Below are 22,911 nucleotides of genomic sequence, written 5' to 3'. Positions count from 1 at the left end.
TATTTTGGCAAAACTAATAGTAAAAGGAACTATCTACCGCTTTTAGTTGTTTGCAGTATGGACCCAAGGTCAGTAACAACATCTTTAACCAATTCAGATCGTCACCAACGCAAATTACTACGTATTGTGTTGATGGTGATCTTTATTTTTTCCGCGCTTATTGGCAGTTTGAATGTTGTGTTGTTCAGTGCGTATCAAATTGCGGCCTTTAATTTTACCAGTGCTGCGGCTAGCGTCGCTATTTGGTTTTATTTCCAGTTTAGCCGCAATTTAAAAGCCGCATCGTGGTTAGTCGTCGCTGCTATTTTATTTAACTTAGGTGCCTTTATGCTTGCCGCTAAAGGTGCCGCCTATTCTATTATCTGGTTAACCGTGCTACCGCCGTTGGCGTTTTTTTTGCTAGGGCGCCTTGCTGGCTCCTGGGTTACGGCTATTGCCTTTGTCGTGACTCTAAGCTTGCTGGTGTTTTTTCAGTCGCAACTGCCCACCCTGAAGTTTTCGACCGGTGCTATTTTAAACATTGCTGAAGTCTTTATTATTTTGTGGCTGGTATTTCGATTTTATGAAGGCTCGCGCCAAGCGGCCTTTCAGGAGCTAAAACGTTTATCTGTAATTGATAAGCTTACCGGTATTCACAATCGCTCCAGGTTAGACGATTTGTTAGAAAGCCATATTCACCTGGCCGCCCGCACTAGCTTGCCGCTGGTTGTTATATTGATTGATATTGACCATTTTAAGCAGGTAAATGATCGTTATGGCCATTTACGTGGCGATGCGGTTTTACAGCAAGTGGCTACAGCGCTAAAAAGTCGGGTTAGGATAACAGATGAGCTTGGTCGTTGGGGCGGTGAAGAGTTTTTATTATTGTGCCCTGATACCTCCTTACAAGAAGGCACGCAATTGGCCGAAAGTTTAAGGCAGTATATAGCGGGCAACATCAACATAGACGGTGAAGCGTTAACACTGAGTTTTGGGCTGACCGAGGTTCGTCAGCAAATTAGTGCTAATGAAGCCATCCGCCAGGCAGATGAAGCCTTGTATGCGGCCAAAGACAGTGGCCGCAACCGAGTTATGGTTTTCTTGCAAGATAGCAAGATTTAAGGTTTACACACCAAAGCGTTGGTGTAAGTATTGAATAATATCCGTAGACTCGTACAGCCATTGCACCTGGTGGGTATCGCCAGAGCCAGTTGTAATCCGCAAGCACGGCACTTTCACCTTACCACCTTGTTGCTGCAGCTCGTTACGAAAAGTGTCGTTATGCTGGGCATCGCGTTTTTCAATATCAAGGCCAAGTCGGGCTATTTCTTTGCGGACCTTGATGCAAAATGGACAAGCTTTAAACTGATAGAGCGCAAGTTGCTGACAGGCGGCGTTAACTTCTGCCTGTTGCGCTTCGCTACGGCTTAAGGCTTTGGGCGTTGTCAGCCACTCGGCAATAAGCATAAAAGGGGTAAGAATAAGCCGGATAAGCCGAAAAAATAAACGAATAAACACGCGCATGAGGTACTCAGGTAGTTGGTAAAATCAAAGGCGCAAGTATATCAAAAGTGGGGAGCTTTAGCATGCTACCTGCAGATAGCATGCTAAAGTGTAAAAGTTTAGAAACCAAATACCCATCTGGCGAGTGTAAGCGTAACCACGCTGACGACTATTACCGAGAAAATGTTTAGCGCAAAACCGGCTTTTACCATATCGGAGATTTTTAATTGCCCCGAGGAAAATACGATGGCATTCGGTGGCGTTGCCACCGGCATCATAAAGGCACAGCTGGCAGCAATGGCGGCCGGGATCACCAGGGTTAATGGTGTGCCCGACATGGCCAGCGCAACCGGAGCTAACAACGGTAAAAAGCCTGCGGCGGTAGCGGTATTGCTGGTTACTTCGGTTAAGAACACGATAACAGCCGTTACCACCAGAATCATCACCCAGAACGGCACATCGCCCAGTAAAATAACCTGATCGGCAATAAAGGCCGCCAAACCACTTTTGGTAATAAGCGCCGCTAAACTTAAACCGCCACCAAATAGCATTAAAATGCCCCAAGGCAGTTTGCGGGTTTCATCCCAGGTTAAAATGCGGGTGTTCTTGCGATCCAGCGGCAGGACCAGCAGCAATAGGGCCGCGGCCATGGCGATTATGGTGTCATCCAGCGGTAAGCCGGTGATGCTGGCTAAAAAGGGCCGGAAGATCCAGCAAAATGCCGTCAGCGAAAAAATGGCTAATACCGCTTTTTCGCCCCGTTGCATAGTGCCTAGTTTACTCAGCTGCTCCCGGAATAAACTCTTCGTTTCCACAGCATCAAATGCATCGACTTTGTATGCGGCCTTGGTTAACCATAACCAGCTTAATGCCAGCATCACGATACTTAGCGGCAGTCCTACCATCATCCATTCGGCAAAACCAATTTGAATGTCGTAGTTGTCGGCTAAAAACGCTGCCATTAGCGCGTTGGGTGGGGTGCCAATTAAGGTGGCTAAGCCACCAATAGAGGCCGCATAGGCAATTGAGAGTAGCATGGCTTTGCTAAACTGGCTGTCGTCATTGTCTTGCTTTAGTAGTTCCATAATAGAAATCGCGATGGGTAGCATCATTACTGCGGTCGCGGTGTTCGACATCCACATGGATAAAAAGGCGGTAACCAACATAATGCCGCCAATCTGTTGGCTGGGTTTACTGCCAACCAATAGCATGGTATGCAAGGCGATGCGTTTGTGTAGTGACCAGCGTTCCATGGCAATTGAAATAATAAAGCCACCTAAAAATAAGAAAATAAGTGGGTGAGCGTAGGGTTGTGCCACCGCCGCCAGGCTATTTAAGCCCAGCAGTGGCGCAACAACTAAGGGCAGAAAAGAGGTTACCGGAATAGGAACCGCTTCGCTGATCCACCAGCTGGCCATCCAAAAGGTTAAACCCAATACTAGCCAGCTATCTTGGCTCATGCCAAAGGGTGCTGGTAACAATAAGGTTAGGGCCATAAATACCGGGCCAAGTAACAGCGAAAAAAGTGGGGTTTTAGCAGTGCTTGTTGTCATTATTATGCTCCTAGAACCGGTATTGTAAGCCAAGTGCAACGGACGTGTCGCTGGTGTCGGTTAACTCAAGCTGGGTAACATAGAAATAGGCTTTACTTTGGCTATTAAACAGATAATCCACACCGGCAGTGTAGTGGTTGGCCGCTGTTTGCTGGCGCAATTCAGAGGTATCGCGGCCCGCTTGTACTTTTGGTCGCCAGTTCCCATAAGCATATTGTAGGCTGAGATAGCCGCCAGTGCCGCTGCGTGCGCCTTCGCTCTCTTCACTATATTGGATTAAGGCACCCAACGTAAAGTCGCCAAATTGATGCTGAGCTAATAAACGGGTAGCGTCCAGGCCATTTAAACTTTGTGCCCGGGTTAGGGTGACGTAATAAGGCAGGCTTTTTAGTGCCCGGTCACCATAGGCCAGGCTTAAGGCCACGCCATCTTTGCCATTTTGCCGTTCGTTATCTTGCCCCAGTACATAGGTGGCCGATAGCTCAAACCCAGCAAACTTAGGAGAGATATAGGTCAGGCTATCGCCCAGTCGATCTTGCCCTGGTAAAATTTGGGCAATATCACCGCTGGTTTCATTGTATAAATCTACGCCGCCTTCGCTGGTCTTTAAGCGGGTGTCGTTACGTCCGGCAATCAGCTGACCAAAGTTACCTTTAATGCCAATAAAGGTATTGCGGGCAGAAAAGGGGCTTTGCGTATTCGCTTCGTCAAAACCACGTACATCAACTTCATAGGTAAAAAAGGCGGTAATGTGTTCATTTAATACCTGCTCGCCGCGTAAGCCAAAACGGCTAAACGGCATGTCCAACTGTGTGCCTTGTTCGGTATAGCGCATAATGCCTTTATCGGTGTGTGCCAGTTGTACCTCGGCTTTGCCGTAAAAAGTTACGCTGGGAACCTGCACGGTTACCGTATTAGCATAAAGGGCGCTGCTTAACAAAAGCGTAGGGGTTAACACTAAGGCCGTAGTAAGGGTGGGGCGATTTACCTGTTGCATTGTTACCTCGTCATCAATAATTATAGTTTTAGGCGATAAGGTATTAGCAAGAAGGTTGCCACTATTAATAGTGTTTATCTTCAAAGGCTTATGTTTTTACGATTGGTTTTTTGGGTGGTAAATGAAACCTGGTTTTTGGTAGATGGGTGGGATTCCACCCATCGCTGTCAGGACGTTATTCCAGTAGTTCGCTCGTGTCATCATCTTTAAACTGGCTACGTATCAGCCCATATTTACGCATTTTGTCATACAGGGTTTTGCGCGGCAGGTTTAGCGCCTGCATCGTCTCTTTAATGCTACCTTTGGTGGCATTAAGTGCTTCTTCAATCAGCATTTGCTCAAAAAAAGCCACGCGCTCACTAAGGCCCATGGCGCTACCAATGGTGTCGGGTAAGGCTAAGCCTTGTTGCATAAAAGCCGCTTCTGGCCCCAGCAACACATAACGTTCGGCTAAATTACGCAGCTCCCGCACATTGCCGGGCCAGCTATGCGATAACAAGCTGTCCAGTTGTAATTGATTGAGCGGTAGTACCGGTTTGTGATAGCGTGCGGCAGCCAGCATGGCGAAGTGCTTAAACAGCAGTGGGATATCCTGGCGGCGCTGGCGTAGTGGCGGTATAGCGACTTGCAACAAATTTAAACGGTAGTATAAATCTAAACGAAAGTCGCCTTGCTGGCTTAGCTGTTCTAAATTGGTTTTAGTGGCGGCAACCACCCGGATATTCAGGTTAATACTCTGATTACTGCCAAGCGGCGTGACTTTGCGCTCCTCCAATACCCGCAGTAAGCGAATTTGCACACTTAACGGTGTGCTTTCAATTTCATCTAAAAACAAGGTGCCACCATTGGCAAACTCGAATTTACCAATGCGTTTTTTATCGGCGCCGGTAAAGGCGCCGGCTTCGCTGCCGAATAACTCGCTCTCTATTAATTGCTCTGGAATAGCACCACAATTTATGGCCACAAAGTGTTGATCGCTGCGGGCCGAGTTGTCGTGCAGGTAGCGCGCGACCATTTCTTTACCGCTGCCGGTTTCGCCTTCAATGAGCACATCTGCCGGGGTATCTAAGACTAAATCCAACAAGTTACGCATTTGGTTTATAGCGGGGCTGTCGCCAATTAACTGCACCCGGCCGCGCCGGCTTTCTCTTAATTGGGCGCTTAGGCGACGGTTTTGTAAACACAATTGGCGTTTTTCCAGCGCTTGCTGCAACGTCTTATGCAGCTCAGTATGATTGACCGGTTTTTCAATAAAGCTATAAGCGCCCAGCTGCATCGCATTTACCGCTATGCTGATATCACCATAACCGGTAAGTAATACCACGGGTAAATCAGCATCCCGTTGTTGTACCGCTTTTAATACCGACAAACCATCCATTTCTGGCATATTGAGATCGGTAAGAATAACGCCGGCGAAATTTTCGGTTAACTCGCGTAACAAGACGACGGGCTGATTAAAGGTACGACACTGCCAACCTTCCAGCATCAGGCCTTGCGCCAACGCATCTAAAATGCTGTTGTCGTCATCCAGTAACCATACTTCTGCTTGGTTGCTCATCTCTACTCCGGGCTATAACGCGGCAGGGTAAGGGTAACAATGGCACCCCCTGCCGGATGATTCTCAATTTGTAAGTTACCATGATAACTTTGCACTATCTGGCGTGAAATGGATAACCCCAATCCAAGGCCAGAGCCTTGTTTGGTGGTAAAGAAGGGTTCAAATAAGTGTTCCATGACATGTGGCTGGATGCCCGGGCCATTATCGTGGATTTGTAAAATGGCTTGCTCGTGGCTTTGGCTGATTTGAATGGTAAGACTGGGGGCACTGCTTTGCTCGGCGGCTTGAATCGCATTACCCAGCAAGTTAACCAACACCTGCTCAAGTTGTAGCGGATCCACCTTAACATTGGTGGCGGCTGCATCAAGTAGCTGTATGTGGACTTTTTGTTGTTTTAATACCGGTTGCAAAATGCCGAGTGCGTTTTGCACCAGAGTTTTTAACCTAACCACATCGGGGCTATTGGCGGCTTTGCGGCTAAAACTTTTAAATTGCTTAACGATATGATTTAACCTAAGTAACATTTGGCTAATTTTTTCTAAGTTTTCAGCGAGTTCTGCGTAGCGTGCTTTTTGTAACAATAGCTGGGCACTTTGCAGATAGCTATGCATGGCGGTTAGCGGTTGGTTTATTTCGTGGTTAATCGAGGCACTTAGCTGGCCGATAGTGGCTAATTTTGCGGCCTGCAGTAATTGCTCCTGTGCCTGTTGCAAACCTTGCTCGGCCTCATTGCGTTGTTGAATTTCGTGCATTAACTGTTGGTTACTTTGTTGTAACGACTCAGTACGCTCTGCTACGGCATGTTCTAATTGGTTATACATAATAGCTTTTTGCCGTTGCTGCTGCCGACGGCTACGCCAAAAGCTGATGGCTAATAACAGCACCGACAGTAATAAACAGAGACTGATGGCCAGCTGTAGGGCCTGTATTTGCAGGCTTGTTAACGGTTGCAACAAGATTAACTGCCATGGCAAGCGCTGATTTTCTTTTATGGCTACTGCGAATTGTTTGTTTTGTCGTGGGCTGGCGATCGGATCGGTAGGTAGCTGCCAAATCTCCCCTTGTTGTTTAACGTCTAGTGCATGCAAAGTTACACCTGGATGTCGCGGGCGGCTAACTGCTTGTTCACCTAGCCAGGTCAGGCGCCACGGTTCGTAGTTACTGGCAATGACAGTTTGCTCTTCGTCTACTAACATAAAGAGCAAGGGGCTTTGGCTGGCGATAGATTGATAGGCTAGTTCAAGTTGATCAATATTCAATTTAACGGTCAGTACGCCTAGGATTTGTTGCTGACCATTGGTGACTGTCGCAGCAAAATAGATGCCTCGTTCATTAGAAACCCAACCCAGCCCATAGTCGACATAACTTTTATTAGCGTTAATGGTTTCGGTAAAATAAGGCCGAAAGCCAAAGTTGTAATCCATAAAACTTACCGTTTCGCCGTAATTGCTGCTGGCCAGCACCAGGCCTTGTGGGTCCATCAAATAAATTGAAGCGCTACCACTGGCGAGGTTAAAGTCGGCTAATAAACGGCTAACCGCGGTTTTTTCTGCATCAAGTGCCGGCTGTGCCAGTAATTGTTTTAACTCAGGCCGCTGCACTAAGGTATCGGTAAGAGTGCTAAAGCGGGTGAGCTGTAAATTTAAGTACTGATTAAACTCGATGGCATGCTGTGACGATAGTTGTTGCGACTGCTTTAATAATTGCTGAAAAATCAAATAGTAGCTGCCAAGCGTAATTAGCGCTAGACTAAGTAAAATAATCAAGGGTTGTCGATAAAGTGGGCGCATAGCAGGCTCTTTCACGGCATATTGCCGCAATGCTACCGTAAGCGTAGTGACAGAGCCAAAGGATTTTGTGAAGCAATTACCAATAGCAGCTATGCTTAGTAGGCAGGCGTGGTTGCAGGAGTTTCTATTATGCAATTTTTTAGCACCGTCGGTGGTCGTTTGTTGACCCTACCCATCTTAACCTTATGTGGTTTTTTGTTAATTGCGGTAATGGCACTTGATGCGTTACAGCAGCGTTTAGTGGAAGGGCGCGAACAGCGAGTTGTCGCTGTGATTGACATTGCTGCTGCGCTTGTTAGCCATTATCAACAACAGGAAAGCAGTGGTGTTATGACGCAGGCACAAGCGCAGCAAGCAGCTCTGGCGGCAATTAAAGCCCTTCGTTACGATAAAACCGAATATATCTGGATCAATGATCTGGGCCGCCCTTTCCCTAAAATGATTATGCATCCTACTGTGCCAGCGTTAGACGGCACAGTGCTGGATAGCGCCAACTTTAATTATGCAACCTTAATGCGCAATGCCGATGGTAGCATCCAACAAAAGTTGGACAATAAGAATTTATTTACCACCTTTGTCGATACCATCAATCGTTTTGGCTCAGGTTTTGTTGAATATCAGTGGACGAAACCTTTGGCGGGCGGTGGTGTTACCAGCGAGCGCTATACCAAGCTATCTTATGTGACTGCTGATCAACGTTGGGGCTGGGTGTTAGGCTCTGGCATCTATATCGATGATGTACAGCGTGCTTTCTGGCAAACCGCATTGCGACTTGCGGCCATTACCTTGCTAGTGACGCTGTTTACTATCGCCTTGTCGTTGTACATTCGTAGCTGGCTGTTACGGCAGTTAGGGGGCGAGGTTGCCTTTGCCCGGCAAATGGTGCAGCAGGTTGCCGCAGGGGATTTTAGCACTACTATTCAGCTAAAAGCGGGAGATGATCACAGTTTATTAGCGGCGATTAGCAGTTTAGTAGAGCGTTTACGGGATTTAATACAGCAGCAACGTGGTTTGGCAAAAACGTTGGGGGAGCAGGCAATAGCGCTGGATGAATCCAGTCAGCAAAGCCAGCAGTTGTTGCAATCGGTGTTAGCACAAACCACTCAGGTAGCCACCGCGGTGCATGAAATGAGCGCCACCTGTGATGATATGGCGCGAAATGCCACCACAGCAGCGCAGTCGGCACGAGATGCCGACAGGCAAGTGGGTAATGGAACCTCGGCTGTAACCGAGACACTAAAAGCCATAGCGCAGTTGCAGCAAAAAGTGGAACATGTTGCCAGCGTGATTGCAGAGCTGTCGCAAAGCAGCGAGCAAATTGGTGCAGTAACTGATGTGATAGGCAGCATTGCTGAGCAAACTAACTTGCTGGCGCTAAATGCGGCTATCGAAGCGGCCAGAGCCGGTGAGCAGGGGCGAGGCTTTGCGGTGGTGGCAGATGAAGTGAGAACTCTGGCTAGCCGCTCGGCAAAATCAACCCAGGATATTAGTGAGCGGGTACAAGGCATTCAACGTGATGCCTCACGTGCTGTGGCTTCTATGCAGCAAAGCCAGACAGAAGTGAAAGCCACTATTGACCAATCTGAGCTGGCGAATCAGGCTTTAGGGCGTATCAATGGGGCTGTTAGTCAAATTACCGAAGTTAATGATCAGTTAGCCAGTGCCACGGAAGAGTTGGCTACGGTATCTGGAGGTATTAATCAGCATATGGAGCATATTGCCGAATCTATTGAAGCGACTAACCAACAAGCGGCGCAGTTGGCGCAAGCAAGCCAGCAATTACGGCAGATGGCGCAACAGCTCAATGCATTATTAGCGGAGTTTCGTTTGTAACTAAAAAGCCGATAACTTATTCAGGCATAGCAGAGGCAGATGATGAAGTTAACAGAACAAGAATGGCGGACACGTTTAACTGACGAGCAATATCGGGTTACCCGGTTAAAAGGTACCGAATACCCCTTTACCGGGGAGCTGCTGCATCATACAGCAGACGGTACCTATCATTGCGTTTGCTGTGGTGCCGAGCTATTTGATGGCAAAACAAAGTTTGATGCAGGTTGCGGTTGGCCTAGTTTCTTTGCCTCGATAGCGGGAAAAGTAAAATATGAGCGTGACCTTAGCCACGGCATGCAACGAACAGAAATTTTGTGTGCGCAGTGCGATGCCCATCTTGGGCATGTGTTTGAGGATGGCCCGGCACCCACCGGGCAGCGTTATTGTGTTAACTCGGTGTCGTTAACTTTTGCACATGCAGATAAGGTTAAATGAGCTCTGATTGCTGACTGTTTAGCCATTGTGTCTAAAAAAAAGCTGTAACTGTTGTGGTAAGCTTTCATAATCCATTACAATAAGCCGCCTTCAAATAGCCGCTGTACCCTACATAAAGCGGAGAGGGCGACACCGATTAATTCATCTTATTGAAGTAAAAGGCCTCATAATGACCCTATCACACGCAGAACAGTACCAAAAAAGCTGGCAAGAGCGCCAGGAATACGCCGAAAACATGCTGCCTATTATTGGTCGTTTATACCGTAATAAAGGCATTGAAGTAGTGGTATATGGTCGTCCGCTCGTAAGCGCTACCATTATCGACATTATTAAAGCGCACAAAACGGTACAACGTTTTGAAGGCCAGAAGCTGCGTCTGCGTGAAAGCTTTCCGGTACTAGAAGCCATTAGCAAAATGAATCTGGCACCCGGCCGGGTCGACATTGGCAAGCTGGCGTATGCTTTTTTATATAAAAATGTGGCTGAAGGTCTGACGTTAGAACAATATCTGGCCGACTCCCTTAGCGATATTTTAGATCATGAAGATCAGGTGAAACCGGTTGATGTGGTGTTATACGGTTTTGGCCGTATCGGTCGCTTGTTAGCGCGCTTAATGTTAGAGCGCTCAGGCCCAAGCAGTAAGCTGCGCTTAAAAGCCATCGTTGTTCGTGGTGGTAAAAAAGGTGATTTAGAAAAACGTGCCAGTTTACTGCGCCGTGACTCTATCCATGGTCCTTTTAACGGCAGCATTACCGTTGATGAAGAAAATCAGGGCATTAAAGCCAATGGTACCTTTATCAAAGTGATCTATGCGAACTCTCCTGAGCAGGTAGATTACACTCAGTACGGTATTGATAACGCACTAATTGTTGATAACACCGGTATTTATAAAGACGACACCGAGCTGTCTATTCACTTCCAGAGTAAAGGCGCCGCCAAAGTGTTATTAACAGCGCCAGCTAAAGGTGATGTACCGAATGTGGTGTATGGCGTTAATCAGCATATGATTACTGCTGAGCATAAAATTGTTTCTGCAGCCAGCTGTACTACCAATGCGATCACCCCAGTGCTGAAAGCCTTGCATGATGAATACGGTATTCGTAATGGTCATGTGGAAACGGTGCACTCGTACACTAACGATCAAAACCTGATTGATAATTTCCATAAAGCTGAGCGTCGTGGCCGTGCTGCACCGCTAAATATGGTATTAACTTCTACCGGTGCCGCCAGCGCAGTAGCTAAAGCTTTACCTGAGTTAAAAGGTAAACTGACTGGTAATGCGATCCGCGTGCCTACGCCTAACGTGTCTATGGCGATTTTGTCGCTGAATTTAAATCGCGAAACTAACAAGCAAGACTTAAACGATTTCTTACAGCGCACCTCGTTGTTCTCTGAGCTACAAGATCAAATTGATTTCACCAGCTCAACAGAAATTGTGTCTTCTGATTTAGTGGGGTCACGCTATGCTGGCGTAGTTGATTCACAAGCGACCATCGTCGACGGTGATCGTTGTGTGTTGTATGTATGGTATGACAACGAGTTCGGTTACAGTGTGCAGGTAACCCGCGTAATGAACGAAATGGCCGGTATTAAGTATCCAACGTTGCCTATCGTTAAATAAGTTACCCTTGTAACGAGCAAAAAAACCCGCTGAGCCTTAGCGGGTTTTTTTATATCAAGATGCGCTAACGGTTCCCGGCAATGCCAGCGTAAAAGAGGCGTATTATGCTGTGCGCAGTGATCATACTCAATAAATAATAACAGCAGTGATATCACGGCATGAATAGTTGCAGGGAGTAGGGCTGTGAGGATGGCGTTAACACAAACAAAAATGGCCAGCTAAGCTGACCATTTATACTATCGGAAACCGATAAGCGCTATATTAGCGTACTATTACAGTACAGTAACGTTAGCAGCTTGTGGGCCTTTTTGGCCTTGTTCGATTTCGAAAGCTACGCGCTGACCTTCGTTTAAGGTTTTGTAACCTTCAGTTTGGATAGCACGGAAGTGAACGAAAGCGTCTGCGCCGCCGTTATCTTGAGTGATGAAACCGAAACCTTTATCAGCGTTAAACCACTTTACTACACCAGTTACTTTAGCCATGAGAGACTCCTAAAAATTTAAAATGTTTATTAACGCGAAATGCGCTTTTAGCCTGACTGTTACTTATGTGGCCAAACGTGCGTGAATCTTCAGGACATGACTTACAAGCGAAGCTGTGTAGCGAAGTTTTCAAAAACAAGTTGTTACATAGGTCTGTACTACAGGCCGGTAAGCACTATAACAGGTCTGAGCGGAATGTATAGCTTTATCGGAGAATAAATCAGATAAAGTTGAATAAAATAAAAAAGCCGGTAAAAACCGGCTTTTTTTAATAACTTAGGCAAACAGCTATTTAGGCGTTTAAAGCCACTTCTGGTGCAACATAAGCCAGGTTTAAAGCTTCGGCCACGCTTTCGTTGGTGACTAAACCACGGTACACGTTTAAGCCTGCTAACAAGTGCTTGTCGTCTTGCAATGCTTGCTTGTATCCTTTATTCGCTAAACGGATGATAAAGGGCAGCGTTGCGTTATTTAACGCAAAAGTAGAAGTACGTGGTACCGCACCTGGCATATTCGCTACACAGTAATGCACTACGTCATCAACAATATAGGTTGGATCAGCATGAGTGGTAGGCTTAGAGGTCTCTACACAGCCGCCCTGGTCAATAGCCACATCGACAATGGCTGAGCCTGGCTTCATGCGCTTGATATGATCACGGGTTACCAGTTTAGGCGCTGCTGCACCCGGCACTAATACGCCACCAATCACTAAATCGGCCGCCAGTACTTCTTGCTCTAACGCTTCGGCAGTAGAGTAGATTGCTTTAACTGCGCCGTTAAACTGGGCATTGATACGGCGTAATACATCGACATTGCGATCTAGTACTGTCACATCGGCACCTAAGCCAACAGCCATTTGCGCGGCATTAGCACCCACCATACCGCCACCAATGACTACGACTTTCGCTGGTGCAACACCCGGTACACCGCCTAATAACATGCCACGGCCGGCGCAAGATTTTTCTAAAGCGCGGGCACCTGCTTGAATAGACATACGGCCAGCGACTTCTGACATAGGTGCTAGTAACGGCAAGCCACCTTTGTTATCAGTAACCGTTTCATAAGCAATACAAACGGCTTTTGACTTAATTAAGTCAGCGGTTTGCTCTGGGTCCGGCGCTAAATGCAGGTAAGTAAACAGGATTTGGCCATCACGCAACATGGCGCGTTCAACGGCTTGAGGTTCTTTTACTTTAACAATCATATCCGCCTTGGCGAACACTTCGGCGGCGGTCGCTAAAACGCTAGCACCCACAGCTTGATAATCTTCATCGGTAAAACCAATGCCCATACCGGCGTTGTGTTCAACAAAGACGCTGTGGCCATGGCCAATTAACTCACGCACGCTAGCAGGGGTCATGCCGACACGGTATTCATGGTTTTTAATTTCTTTAGGTACACCGATAATCATAAGTCTCACCTTGGTTGGGTTGAACCCTTCATCCTTGAAGTTGCAGCTCTGTTGGCTGCGCTCGCTCACCCAATCACATAGTATTCCTATGCTCATGGGCTTCACTCACTTGCCGCCTAACTGCATTTTCAATGATTTTGGGTTTGGTAATATTTTTGCGCAGTATAGCGACAAAAAACCAGAATTACTGCTTGTTTTAAGCTTAGTAAATAGTGCAAAATCCTGTTTTGGGTGGTTACTCAGGATTTTATGCTGGTATGTATTCTTTAAGTAAGAGCATCAAGAAGTTAGATCGCATCGACCGGAAAATTCTGGTGGAATTACAACATGATGGGCGTTTAGCGAATGTCGAATTGGCGCGCCGGGTGGGGTTAAGCCCCACGCCATGTTTAGAGCGGGTGCGAAAGCTGGAGGCTGAGGGCTATATACTGGGCTACACCGCTTTGGTGGACCCGCATAAAGTGGGGGCGGCCATGCTGGTGTTTGTAGAAATTACCCTCAGTAAAACCTCGCCGGAAGATTTTGATGAATTTAGTAAGGCGGTGCAAAAACTCAATGAGATTCAGGAATGTCATTTAGTCTCCGGTAGCTTTGATTTTTTATTAAAAACCCGGGTTGCTAATATGGCCGCTTATCGTGAGCTATTGGGTGAAACCTTGCTGCGTTTACCCAGTGTGCGGGAAAGTCGTACCTATGTGGTGATGGAAGAAGTTAAACAAAGTAGTTTTATACCTATGCTGTAAAGTTATTATGCTGTGCAGAGTTTCCTTAGCCATAACGCGCAGGTTATACAGCTTTTATTCATAATCTGTTGGTTAAGCTGGTAATATAACCAAGTTACTTCAAGACGCGAATTGCAGCGGGAAAAAAGATGTTGATCAAGCTGGTCGAGGTGGTGTTACCAGGGGTCTTATTTTAAGAGCGCCCAAACGTTTTGAAATGCGTATCTTCAGCTAACTTGGGGAGATAAGGTCTAAGCAAAGATGCACTTTTACAACAGCTCTGGTAACCTAGGCGTATCAGTAAAACAGACTGCAGCAGCACAGATGTCGCGCCAGACTAAACCAAGACTATTTAGGCTGGCTGTTAGACACGGATTATGAATTTAGGGGCCTTTCTTTTGCAAAGCAGAGTGTTATTTTCATTAAATGGGGTACAGCGGTTGCTGGAAGTCGGGTTAATTTTATTTTCCGGCCTGGCACTCTTTATGTTGCTGTCTTTATTATCCTTCGATCCGGCTGATCCGAGCTGGTCGCAAACGGGCTACCATCAACAAATTAACAATTATGGCGGTCGTGGCGGTGCCTGGCTAGCAGACGTTTTACTTGTTAGCTTTGGTTGGATTGCTTACTTAATTCCATTTTTAGTCGCCTTCTCGGGTTATATGCTGTTTAAGCGCTATCACGATTTACTAAGTCTCGACTATTTGATTTTAGGCTTACGCTTGTTTGGCCTGTTGCTGACGCTTTGTGCGGCAACCGCTATTAGCAGCATGAACTTTAACGATATTTATTATTTTTCCTCGGGTGGTGTGCTGGGCGATAAGATCAGTGGCAGCCTGCTGCCTTTTTTTAATTTTATTGGCACCAGCCTGTTGTTGCTGTGTGGTTTTGCAACAGGGTTAACCTTACTCACCGGTATTTCCTGGCTAACAGTTGCGGATTATTTAGGTGCCCAGTGCTTTGCATTGTTTAACCTGATGGTCTCATTACCCCAGCGATTTAATGCTAGGCGCGAGGCAAGCCCTTTTGCCCTGGGTGGCAGTGAAAATAAAGAGCTACCGGCGAAAAGCCCTGCTAAAGCTCGCCGGGTTAAGGTAGAAGCATTACCTGAGCCGTTGGATGATGATTACCTTTTCCCGGAAATTGATGATGTGGCAGAACCTCGTTTTAGTTTTGATACTACGGAGGTAGATAAACCTTACCTCACACCGACTCAAAGTATAAAACGTAAAGAGCCGTTGCCCATTCGCCCGCTTAACGAAAGAACCGAAGCCAAGGCTTATTACAGTGTCGATTCACTGGCTGACGAGCAACTTTCTTTTAGCGCCATAGATGAGCCCTTTGATGCCGAACATATGAGCAGAACCTTCCGTGAGTTGGAGCAAGAAGAAGAGTTAGATCCGCTAATGCGTTTCCCGCCCGATGAAGATGAGCAAACCGACGATACGGATGACAGCGAGGAGGTGGTGCATTCTATAGAAGAGTTACCCTCGCTTGCCTTGCTAGATCGGCCAGATAAGGCTGTTAATCCCATTGATCCTGCTGATTTAGAGCGGGTGTCGCGCTTAGTTGAAGCTAAATTATTAGACTTTAACGTAGAAGCCAAAGTTGTAGGAGTTCATCCTGGCCCAGTGGTAACCCGCTTTGAGCTGGATTTAGCGCCTGGTGTTAAGGTTAGTAAAATTACTGGTTTGGCCAAAGACTTGGCGCGTTCCTTGTCAGCCATTAGTGTGCGGGTTGTCGAGGTTATCCCAGGCAAGAGTTTTATTGGTTTAGAGCTGCCTAACCAGCATCGGGAAATTGTCCGTTTATCGGAAGTGATTGGTGATGAGGTGTTTACCGAGTCAAAATCGGCGCTGACCATGGTGCTGGGTAAAGATATTGCTGGTAAGTCAGTTGTTGCAGACCTAGCGAAAATGCCGCATTTGTTAGTTGCCGGTACCACGGGTTCGGGTAAATCGGTTGGCGTTAACGTAATGATTTGTAGTTTATTGTATAAGTCGACACCGGATGATGTACGCTTTTTAATGATTGACCCCAAGATGTTGGAACTGTCGATTTACGAGGGTATTCCGCACTTATTAACCGAAGTGGTTACCGATATGAAAGATGCCGCCAATGGCCTGCGTTGGTGCGTGGGTGAAATGGAGCGGCGCTATAAGCTGATGTCGGCACTTGGGGTGCGTAACCTCAAAGGCTACAACATTAAAGTAAAAGACGCCATTAGCGAAGGGCAACCAATCAAAGACCCGCTGTGGAAGCCATCAGACGATATGCGTGGCGAAGCACCGTATTTAGAAAAGCTGCCGTCTATCGTGGTAGTGATTGACGAATTTGCCGATATGATGATGATTGTCGGTAAAAAAGTAGAAGAACTGATTGCCCGTATCGCCCAAAAAGCACGGGCGGCCGGTATCCACTTGATTTTAGCAACGCAGCGGCCGTCGGTCGATGTGATCACCGGTTTGATCAAGGCCAATATTCCGACGCGGATCGCCTTTCAGGTATCGTCGAAAATTGATTCCCGCACTATTTTAGATCAGCAAGGCGCAGAAAGCTTATTAGGGCAGGGCGATATGTTGTATCTGCCGCCAGGCTCAGGCGTACCTAACCGGGTGCACGGCGCCTTTGTAGACGATCATGAAGTTCATGCCGTGGTTGCTGATTGGAAAAAACGCGGCAAGCCGCAGTATATTGCTGAGATTTTAAGCGGCGAAACCACTGAAGAGAACTTATTACCTGGCGAAACACTCGAAGGGGAAGACGGCGAAGCGGATCCGTTATATGACCAGGCGGTGGCTTTTGTAATAGAAACCCGTCGCGCCTCTGTTTCTGGCGTGCAACGCAAGTTTAGGATCGGCTATAATCGTGCTGCGCGGCTGGTGGAACAAATGGAACACAGCGGCGTAGTAAGTGCTCCAGGACATAATGGCAACCGTGAAGTGGTTGTACCGGCTGCAAACAGAGGATATTAATGAAAAAAATCACAGCTTTAGTGGTGTTGGCAGCAAGTTTTGCAGGAACAGCGCTATGGCAAGGCGTAGTGGCGCAAACGGTAGAGGTTTTGCCGCGCCCTGATTTTGCGCCCCATATGCAGGCCATGCGCCAGCAACGTTTGGCGGCAGAAGATGCCAGCGCAGAGCTAATGCAGCAATTAGCGAAGGTGAAATCATTTTCTGCACAGTACCGCCAACGGGTTTACGATATTCAGCAGCAATTATTACAAGAGGGTGAAGGCACTCTCGCGCTAAAACAACATGCACGTTTTAGATTTGAAAGCCAAACGCCAGAGCCGTCTTTATTGGTGAGTGATGGTAAAACCCTGTGGTTTTATAATGAGCTGCTGGAGCAAGTGAGTATTTATGATGCCGAGAGTGAAGTTGGGCAAACCCCTTTTGCGCTGCTGACCAGCGCCGATAAAACACTCTGGCAACAGTACCAGGTAACAAAACAAGCACAAAGCTTCTTTATCCACCCGCTTAATGCCGATAACCCGGTACAGCAACTGATGCTGACCTTTAGCGATAATAAGCTAATTGAAATGCAGGTTATTGACATCAACCAGCAGCAAAGTGTTTATCTGTTTAGTGAGATTAAGCTAAATACCCGTTTAACGGATACGTTGTTTGGCTTTAACGTGACTAATAATCTCGATGTTGATGATCAGCGTCAACGCTAATTTTCAACAAATTACCCAGCCATGACCAGCCTGCAACTTGATTTTTCTGACGATATCCGGCCACTGGCGGCCCGGATGCGACCGCAGCAGCTTGCTGACTATGTTGGTCAGCAACATTTGGTGGCACCCGGTACGCCACTCCATAAAGCCATTACCGCCGGGCGGGTGTTCTCGTTAATTTTATGGGGACCGCCGGGCACCGGTAAAACGACCCTTGCAGAGCTGATTGCCAGCCACGCTAATGCTGCCATGCAGCGTATTTCGGCGGTTACCGCTGGCGTTAAAGAGATCCGCGACGCCATTAGCGAAGCCAAATTACGCCAGCAGCAATATCAGCAACGAACCTTATTATTTGTAGATGAAGTACATCGTTTTAATAAAGCGCAGCAGGATGCGTTTTTACCGCATATTGAAGATGGCACCATTATTTTTATTGGCGCGACCACTGAGAACCCGGCGTTTGCCCTAAATAATGCGGTACTCTCGCGCGCCCGGGTTTGTGTACTGAAACCGCTTACCGAACAAGATTTACAGCAAGTACTGCATCATGCCCTGAACACTGAGCCCGCAGGTTTAGGTGCGTTAAAGCTCAGCATTGCTGCGGATGCCGAGCGTTTGCTATTGCAGCTTAGCGCAGGCGATGCCCGGCGCCTATTAAACGTACTGGAACAACTGGCAGAGCTAGCCGAGCCGGGTAGTTGCATTACGGCTGAGCAGGTAAAACAGGTGGTACCGCAGCAACTGGCAGGGTTTGATCGCGAAGGCGATGTATTTTATGACTTAATTTCGGCTTTTCATAAGTCGGTACGGGGTTCCGATCCTGACGCAGCGCTTTATTGGTATGCACGCATTCTGGCCGGTGGTGGTGATCCGCTCTATGTCGCCCGGCGCTTATTAGCCATTGCCAGTGAAGATATTGGTAACGCCGATCCACGGGCGTTAACGCTGGCGCTAAATGCTTGGGATACTTTTTCACGGGTTGGTCCTGCTGAGGGGGAACGGGCTATTGCGCAGGCTGCAGTGTATTTAGCCTTAGCGCCAAAAAGTAATGCGGTGTATATGGCCTTTAACCGCATTAAACAGCAAATCGCCGAGATGCCGGATTATCCGGTGCCGCTGCATTTACGTAATGCCCCGACTGCATTGCAAAAGCAATTAGGCCATGGCGCTGAGTATCGCTATGCGCACAATGAGCCCGGCGCTTATGCCGCCGGGGAGCGTTATTTACCGCCTGAGCTGTGGCACGAGCAGTTTTACCAACCTTCAGAGCGCGGTATGGAAAAACAACTGGCGGAAAAACTGCGGTATTTGCGTGAGTTGGATGCACAAAGCCAGACAAAGCGCCAACCATAAGGGGAAGGTTGCTACAACTTTCAGGATGAAGGGGATAAAAACGTGGAAAAGCATTTCAATTTCGCTTAGCACTGGGTAATATTCTGCCCTATTCAATTAATTGTTAGCACTATCCTCAAATTCATTTTTGTTGCAGCTAAACAGCTAGCGCCAAAACAGCAATTATAATGAGCGAGATAGCCTGACCAGAAGAAGTTATTACTATGTTAGATCCAAAATTTTTACGCGCTGAGTTAGCGCAAACGGCCGAGCGTTTAGCGACACGTGGCCTAACCCTGGATGTGGCCACCTTAACCGCATTAGAAGAGCAGCGCCGAGTGCTGCAAATGGATACGCAAGAATTACAAAACCTGCGTAATACCAAATCAAAAGGCATTGGCCAGGCAAAAGCGCGTGGTGAAGATATTTCGCCATTACTTGCAGAAGTAGATGGCTTAGGCGCACAGCTTGATGCCGCTAAGCAAAAATTAGATAGCGTACTGGCTGAGCTTGATAGCATTGCGCTGACTATTCCTAATTTGCCGGATCTGTCAGTACCTGTTGGTAGCGACGAAGCAGGCAACGTAGAAGTGCGCCGTTTTGGTGAACCTGCTCAATTTGATTTTGAAGTAAAAGATCATGTGGCGCTGGGCGAAGCCTATGCCGAAGGCTTAGATTTTGAAAGCGCGGTAAAACTTTCTGGTTCACGCTTTGTGGTAATGAAAGGGCAGATGGCACGCCTGCACCGGGCGTTAGCGCAGTTTATGTTAGATGTGCACACTGAGCAGCATGGTTATACCGAGCTGTATGTGCCATATTTAGTTAACCATGACAGCTTATACGGCACCGGTCAGTTGCCGAAATTTAGTGCTGATTTATTTCATACCAAACCCGCCACCGAAGAGGGGCAGGGTATGGCGCTTATTCCTACCGCTGAAGTGCCGGTGACTAACTTGGCGCGCGACAGTATTGTTGACGTTGCGGAATTGCCAATCAAGTACACTGCCCATACCCCGTGTTTTCGTAGTGAAGCCGGCTCTTACGGCCGGGATACCCGTGGGTTAATTCGTCAGCATCAGTTTGATAAAGTAGAGCTTGTGCAACTGGTTCACCCAGAGTTATCCATGCAGGCGCTGGAAGAGTTAACCGGCCATGCGGAAAAAATTCTGCAGCTGTTGGGCTTACCCTACCGCGTGATGTTGCTATGTACTGGGGATATGGGCTTTGGTGCCTGTAAAACCTACGATTTAGAAGTTTGGCTACCGGCACAAAACACCTACCGCGAAATTTCGTCTTGTTCTAATATGGGGGATTTCCAAGCACGCCGTATGCAAGCACGCTATCGGCCGGCTGAAGGGAAAAAGCCAGAATTATTGCATACGCTAAATGGGTCAGGCTTAGCCGTTGGCCGTACCTTAGTGGCTATTTTAGAAAACTACCAACAGGCAGATGGCTCTGTCGCCATTCCAGCCGTGTTGCAGCCTTATATGGGTGGTAAAACACACTTACGCTAAGTGAGTGATGGTGCCAGAGGTTGCTGGCACGCAGTGCGGCAATGCGTGCTAAGCACTTCCCAAGCCAGCATTAAAAAACCGCCTTAGGCTTACGCCTGGCGGTTTTTACGTTTTTGAACCGGGTAGTCGCTTTGAGAAAAGGGAATTTTCAATAAACGTACTACAAACATTTTGCCGGTTTAGGTAGGCCAGCTAAACGAGTCGCTTGTTTAGCCGGACCTTCCGGAAATAACATAAACAGGTATTTGCTGTTGCCTTTTTCCGGGCCAAATTTAGCTGCCATCGCTTTTACCAGCATCCGCACTGCGGGTGAGGTATTAAATTCCTGATAAAACTCCCGGACAAAGCGGATCACTTCCCAGTGGGCATCGCTAAGCTGAATATTTTCCAGTTGTGCAAAATGTTCGGCCACCCCAGGTTCCCACTCGGCCAGATCCAGCAAATAGCCATGTTTATCCAGCGCCAGAGTACGGCCGCCGACAATAAGGGTATGCTCGGTTGTACTATTTTCGTTCATGCTATTCTCTTTTAGCTCGTTAAGCGCTGTTAATTGGGGTTTTACGACCACAAAAGGTTTTGGCTGGCGTTGGCGCTCAATGTCACCCATTCTGCATCGGTAATGGCACGAATATGCGCAGGTAGGGTGATATTACGCCAGTTTATGTCGCTCTCTAGTGCCAGAACTTTCCCCGGAAACGGCAGCGCTGCCTGGTAGACCAAATATACTGCGTCTTGTCTTAGCAACAGCAGATCATCATCACTGGCAAGGGCGGTAAGTTCTGCCAGATTTGCGCTGGGGGAAATAAGGTTAATTAGCTTCATATTAGCACCGGATAATTTGCTGAGCGCTAGCCAGCGTGGCCTTAATCTCGGCCTGGCTTGCTGCTGTAAAACCCTCGGGTAAACTTAACCCGCTTAAGCCGCGCGCTGTTAGAGATGCGGCACAGACCAAACAGTGCTCAATTTCGTACAAAGCAAAGAGCCCAAAGCTTTTTTGAAACGCTTTTAATGGCTGAGAGCTTTGAGTATTAAGGGGCAGCAGCTGGTAGACCGCATCGCCAGTAAAAATAATACTAAGTTGATGGTCTACCGCCGCTAGTGCCAAAATAAGATCCAGGCTTTCGCGCGCTTTGCCCTGATTAAAAGGGGGCTGGGTTTGGATAATGGCAATTCGTTGCATTAAAACTGTACCAATTTAGTGTTAGCAAGGCGCATAGCAAACTCAGCCAGCCCGGCAGCAATATAGTGACCGCTGGTATCAGCTTGCACGCCGCGTTTTTCTGCTGCGGTAATACAATACAGTAAGGCTATCTGTTGTTGCTGGCAAAACTGGGCTAAGGTTGCCGCTAAGTTAGGCTCGTCGGTCGGTAAATCGATAGCCGTGGCTGCCGCTAATACGGCTTCTTCGTATAAAAATATTTGCTCAATAGTAAAGCCTTGCGCTAGGGCGGCTTTGGCAAACTGCAAAGCACTGGCAAAGCTTTGATTAGCCAGCGGGCTTTGGGTCAGTAATAAACTAAAGCGGGTCAAGGGGCCACCTGTAAAAAAGTGTGTTACCGGAGTAGGGTGTTGCTTGTTAATAAACAAAAAAATACCCCGCATTGCGGGGTATTTTAGCGTGCTTGGCTACCTAGCGCAAAAGTTGTGCTAGGCTGCGAGCCGCTTAGTCGTCGCCGCCCATAATACCTAACAGGCTTAACAGGTGAACAAAGATGTTAAACACGTTTAAGTATAATGAAACAGTAGCACGGATATAGTTAGTTTCACCGCCGTTGATAATACGGCTGGTATCAAACAGGATTAAGCCCGACATGATCAGGATCACTGCCGCGCTGATGGTTAAGCTTAACGCCGGGATAGCAAAAAAGATATTCGCCAGTGCCGCAACCAATACCACGATTAACCCTACCATTAAGAAACCGCCCATAAAGGAGAAATCTTTGCGGGTTGTGAGTACATAAGCAGACAAGCTAAAGAAGATTAAGGCTGTACCGGCTAACGCTTGCATAATCAGTGCTGGACCGCCAGGTATACCGCCGTAGTAGCTAAGCATTGGGCCTAACGAGGCACCCATTAAACCGGCAAAACCGAACACCCAGAAGATACCACTTGCTGAGTCGGCTTTTTTGTTCACCACAAACAGCATGATAAAGCCACCAATCATACACACCAGCGATGCGATGGGAGAGATATTCATGGCCACAGCAAGTACGGCTGTTAATGCGCTAAACGCCAGGGTTAACCCAAGCAGAAAATAGGTATTGCGTAACACCTTGTTGATTTCAACGCCCTGACTTAGGGTGCTGATATTACTGGTTTCTCTGTATGACATAGTTGTCTCCTTATACCGAGTTTTTATAGATTATTGACCGCATCATACTGATAAAGTTCCTATGACTCCAGTGTTATACGTAGCAAAATGGCTCAAAAATCACGCGGTTGAAAAAAAATAATGTTTTTTGCTTTATTTTCTGAAACAAAGTGATTAGTATACGCAGCGCT

The 22,911-nt window shown here is 47.4% G+C and carries 21 protein-coding genes; 9 read left to right on the top strand and 12 right to left on the bottom strand.

The window, feature by feature from the left end:
* Positions 1-57 precede the first annotated feature (57 nt).
* Positions 58-1,101: a GGDEF domain-containing protein gene (locus IE163_RS07220; RefSeq protein WP_189431759.1), complete on the top strand. Its 1,044-nt coding sequence runs from the start codon at positions 58-60 to the stop codon at positions 1,099-1,101.
* A 3-nt stretch (positions 1,102-1,104) separates the two neighbouring features.
* On the opposite strand, the gene IE163_RS07215 is transcribed toward IE163_RS07220, so the two are convergent.
* The 5 genes from IE163_RS07215 to IE163_RS07195 form a co-directional block, all read right to left on the bottom strand.
* Entirely contained in the window at positions 1,105-1,503 is a 399-nt protein-coding gene (locus IE163_RS07215) for a glutaredoxin family protein (RefSeq protein WP_189431757.1), read from the bottom strand.
* A gap of 98 nt (positions 1,504-1,601) precedes the next feature.
* Complete coding sequence (locus IE163_RS07210) at positions 1,602-3,035, bottom strand: SLC13 family permease (RefSeq protein WP_189431755.1); 1,434 nt, start codon at positions 3,033-3,035, stop codon at positions 1,602-1,604.
* A gap of 10 nt (positions 3,036-3,045) precedes the next feature.
* Entirely contained in the window at positions 3,046-4,032 is a 987-nt protein-coding gene (locus tag IE163_RS07205; RefSeq protein ID WP_189431753.1) for a porin, read from the bottom strand.
* A 175-nt stretch (positions 4,033-4,207) separates the two neighbouring features.
* Positions 4,208-5,590: a sigma-54-dependent transcriptional regulator gene (locus tag IE163_RS07200; RefSeq protein WP_189431751.1), complete on the bottom strand. Its 1,383-nt coding sequence runs from the start codon at positions 5,588-5,590 to the stop codon at positions 4,208-4,210.
* Positions 5,591-5,592: 2 nt separating this feature from the next.
* Positions 5,593-7,380 carry a sensor histidine kinase gene (locus IE163_RS07195; protein WP_189431749.1) on the bottom strand — a complete coding sequence of 596 codons (1,788 nt, stop codon included), beginning with the start codon at positions 7,378-7,380 and terminating at the stop codon, positions 5,593-5,595.
* Between the two features lie 129 nt (positions 7,381-7,509).
* Between IE163_RS07195 and IE163_RS07190 the strand changes: the two genes are divergently transcribed.
* From IE163_RS07190 to IE163_RS07180, 3 genes are all read left to right on the top strand, one after another.
* On the top strand, positions 7,510-9,213 hold the full coding sequence (locus IE163_RS07190) for a methyl-accepting chemotaxis protein (RefSeq protein ID WP_189431747.1): 1,704 nt from the start codon (positions 7,510-7,512) through the stop codon (positions 9,211-9,213).
* A 42-nt stretch (positions 9,214-9,255) separates the two neighbouring features.
* Positions 9,256-9,648, top strand: coding sequence for a peptide-methionine (R)-S-oxide reductase MsrB (gene msrB, locus IE163_RS07185; protein WP_189432382.1), 393 nt, complete (start codon positions 9,256-9,258; stop codon positions 9,646-9,648).
* A gap of 169 nt (positions 9,649-9,817) precedes the next feature.
* Positions 9,818-11,269 (top strand): glyceraldehyde-3-phosphate dehydrogenase, encoded by a 1,452-nt coding sequence (locus IE163_RS07180; protein WP_189431745.1) that lies wholly within the window; start codon positions 9,818-9,820, stop codon positions 11,267-11,269.
* 272 nt (positions 11,270-11,541) lie between these two features.
* On the opposite strand, the gene cspE is transcribed toward IE163_RS07180, so the two are convergent.
* Together cspE and ald are read right to left on the bottom strand one after the other, a co-directional pair.
* The gene (gene cspE, locus IE163_RS07175) at positions 11,542-11,751 is read right to left on the bottom strand and encodes a transcription antiterminator/RNA stability regulator CspE (protein WP_027670166.1); all 210 of its coding nucleotides are present in this window, start codon (positions 11,749-11,751) and stop codon (positions 11,542-11,544) included.
* A 292-nt stretch (positions 11,752-12,043) separates the two neighbouring features.
* Positions 12,044-13,162 carry an alanine dehydrogenase gene (gene ald / locus IE163_RS07170; RefSeq protein ID WP_189431742.1) on the bottom strand — a complete coding sequence of 373 codons (1,119 nt, stop codon included), beginning with the start codon at positions 13,160-13,162 and terminating at the stop codon, positions 12,044-12,046.
* Between the two features lie 257 nt (positions 13,163-13,419).
* On the opposite strand from ald, the gene lrp reads away from it, so the two are divergent.
* From lrp to serS, 5 genes are all read left to right on the top strand, one after another.
* The gene (gene lrp, locus IE163_RS07165) at positions 13,420-13,905 is read left to right on the top strand and encodes a leucine-responsive transcriptional regulator Lrp (RefSeq protein WP_189431739.1); all 486 of its coding nucleotides are present in this window, start codon (positions 13,420-13,422) and stop codon (positions 13,903-13,905) included.
* Positions 13,906-14,261: 356 nt separating this feature from the next.
* The gene (locus tag IE163_RS07160) at positions 14,262-16,859 is read left to right on the top strand and encodes a DNA translocase FtsK (RefSeq protein ID WP_189431737.1); all 2,598 of its coding nucleotides are present in this window, start codon (positions 14,262-14,264) and stop codon (positions 16,857-16,859) included.
* Positions 16,859-17,563 (top strand): outer membrane lipoprotein periplasmic chaperone LolA, encoded by a 705-nt coding sequence (lolA, locus tag IE163_RS07155; protein ID WP_189431735.1) that lies wholly within the window; start codon positions 16,859-16,861, stop codon positions 17,561-17,563. Before IE163_RS07160 ends, lolA begins: the two co-directional genes overlap by 1 nt.
* 21 nt (positions 17,564-17,584) lie before the next feature.
* Entirely contained in the window at positions 17,585-18,916 is a 1,332-nt protein-coding gene (locus IE163_RS07150) for a replication-associated recombination protein A (RefSeq protein ID WP_189431733.1), read from the top strand.
* 203 nt (positions 18,917-19,119) lie between these two features.
* Positions 19,120-20,409 (top strand): serine--tRNA ligase, encoded by a 1,290-nt coding sequence (gene serS / locus IE163_RS07145; protein WP_189431731.1) that lies wholly within the window; start codon positions 19,120-19,122, stop codon positions 20,407-20,409.
* Between the two features lie 160 nt (positions 20,410-20,569).
* Here serS and IE163_RS07140 read toward each other — a convergent pair whose 3' ends face one another.
* The 5 genes from IE163_RS07140 to IE163_RS07120 form a co-directional block, all read right to left on the bottom strand.
* Complete coding sequence (locus IE163_RS07140) at positions 20,570-20,926, bottom strand: TusE/DsrC/DsvC family sulfur relay protein (RefSeq protein WP_189431730.1); 357 nt, start codon at positions 20,924-20,926, stop codon at positions 20,570-20,572.
* A 41-nt stretch (positions 20,927-20,967) separates the two neighbouring features.
* A complete protein-coding gene (locus tag IE163_RS07135; RefSeq protein WP_189431728.1) occupies positions 20,968-21,231 on the bottom strand; it encodes a DsrH/TusB family sulfur metabolism protein in 264 nt (87 codons plus the stop codon).
* 1 nt (position 21,232) lies between these two features.
* Entirely contained in the window at positions 21,233-21,589 is a 357-nt protein-coding gene (gene tusC / locus IE163_RS07130; RefSeq protein WP_189431726.1) for a sulfurtransferase complex subunit TusC, read from the bottom strand.
* Positions 21,589-21,996: a DsrE/DsrF/TusD sulfur relay family protein gene (locus IE163_RS07125; protein WP_229833474.1), complete on the bottom strand. Its 408-nt coding sequence runs from the start codon at positions 21,994-21,996 to the stop codon at positions 21,589-21,591. The genes tusC and IE163_RS07125 overlap by 1 nt, the downstream gene beginning before the upstream one ends.
* Before the next feature lie 76 nt (positions 21,997-22,072).
* On the bottom strand, positions 22,073-22,741 hold the full coding sequence (locus tag IE163_RS07120; RefSeq protein ID WP_189431722.1) for a Bax inhibitor-1/YccA family protein: 669 nt from the start codon (positions 22,739-22,741) through the stop codon (positions 22,073-22,075).
* Positions 22,742-22,911: the final 170 nt, after the last annotated feature.

This window comes from Alishewanella longhuensis, from assembly GCF_014653435.1.
GTDB lineage: Bacteria > Pseudomonadota > Gammaproteobacteria > Enterobacterales > Alteromonadaceae > Alishewanella > Alishewanella longhuensis.
The sequence above is the reverse complement of the archived record's forward strand: the minus strand, read 5'-3'. Positions and strand labels throughout refer to the sequence as shown.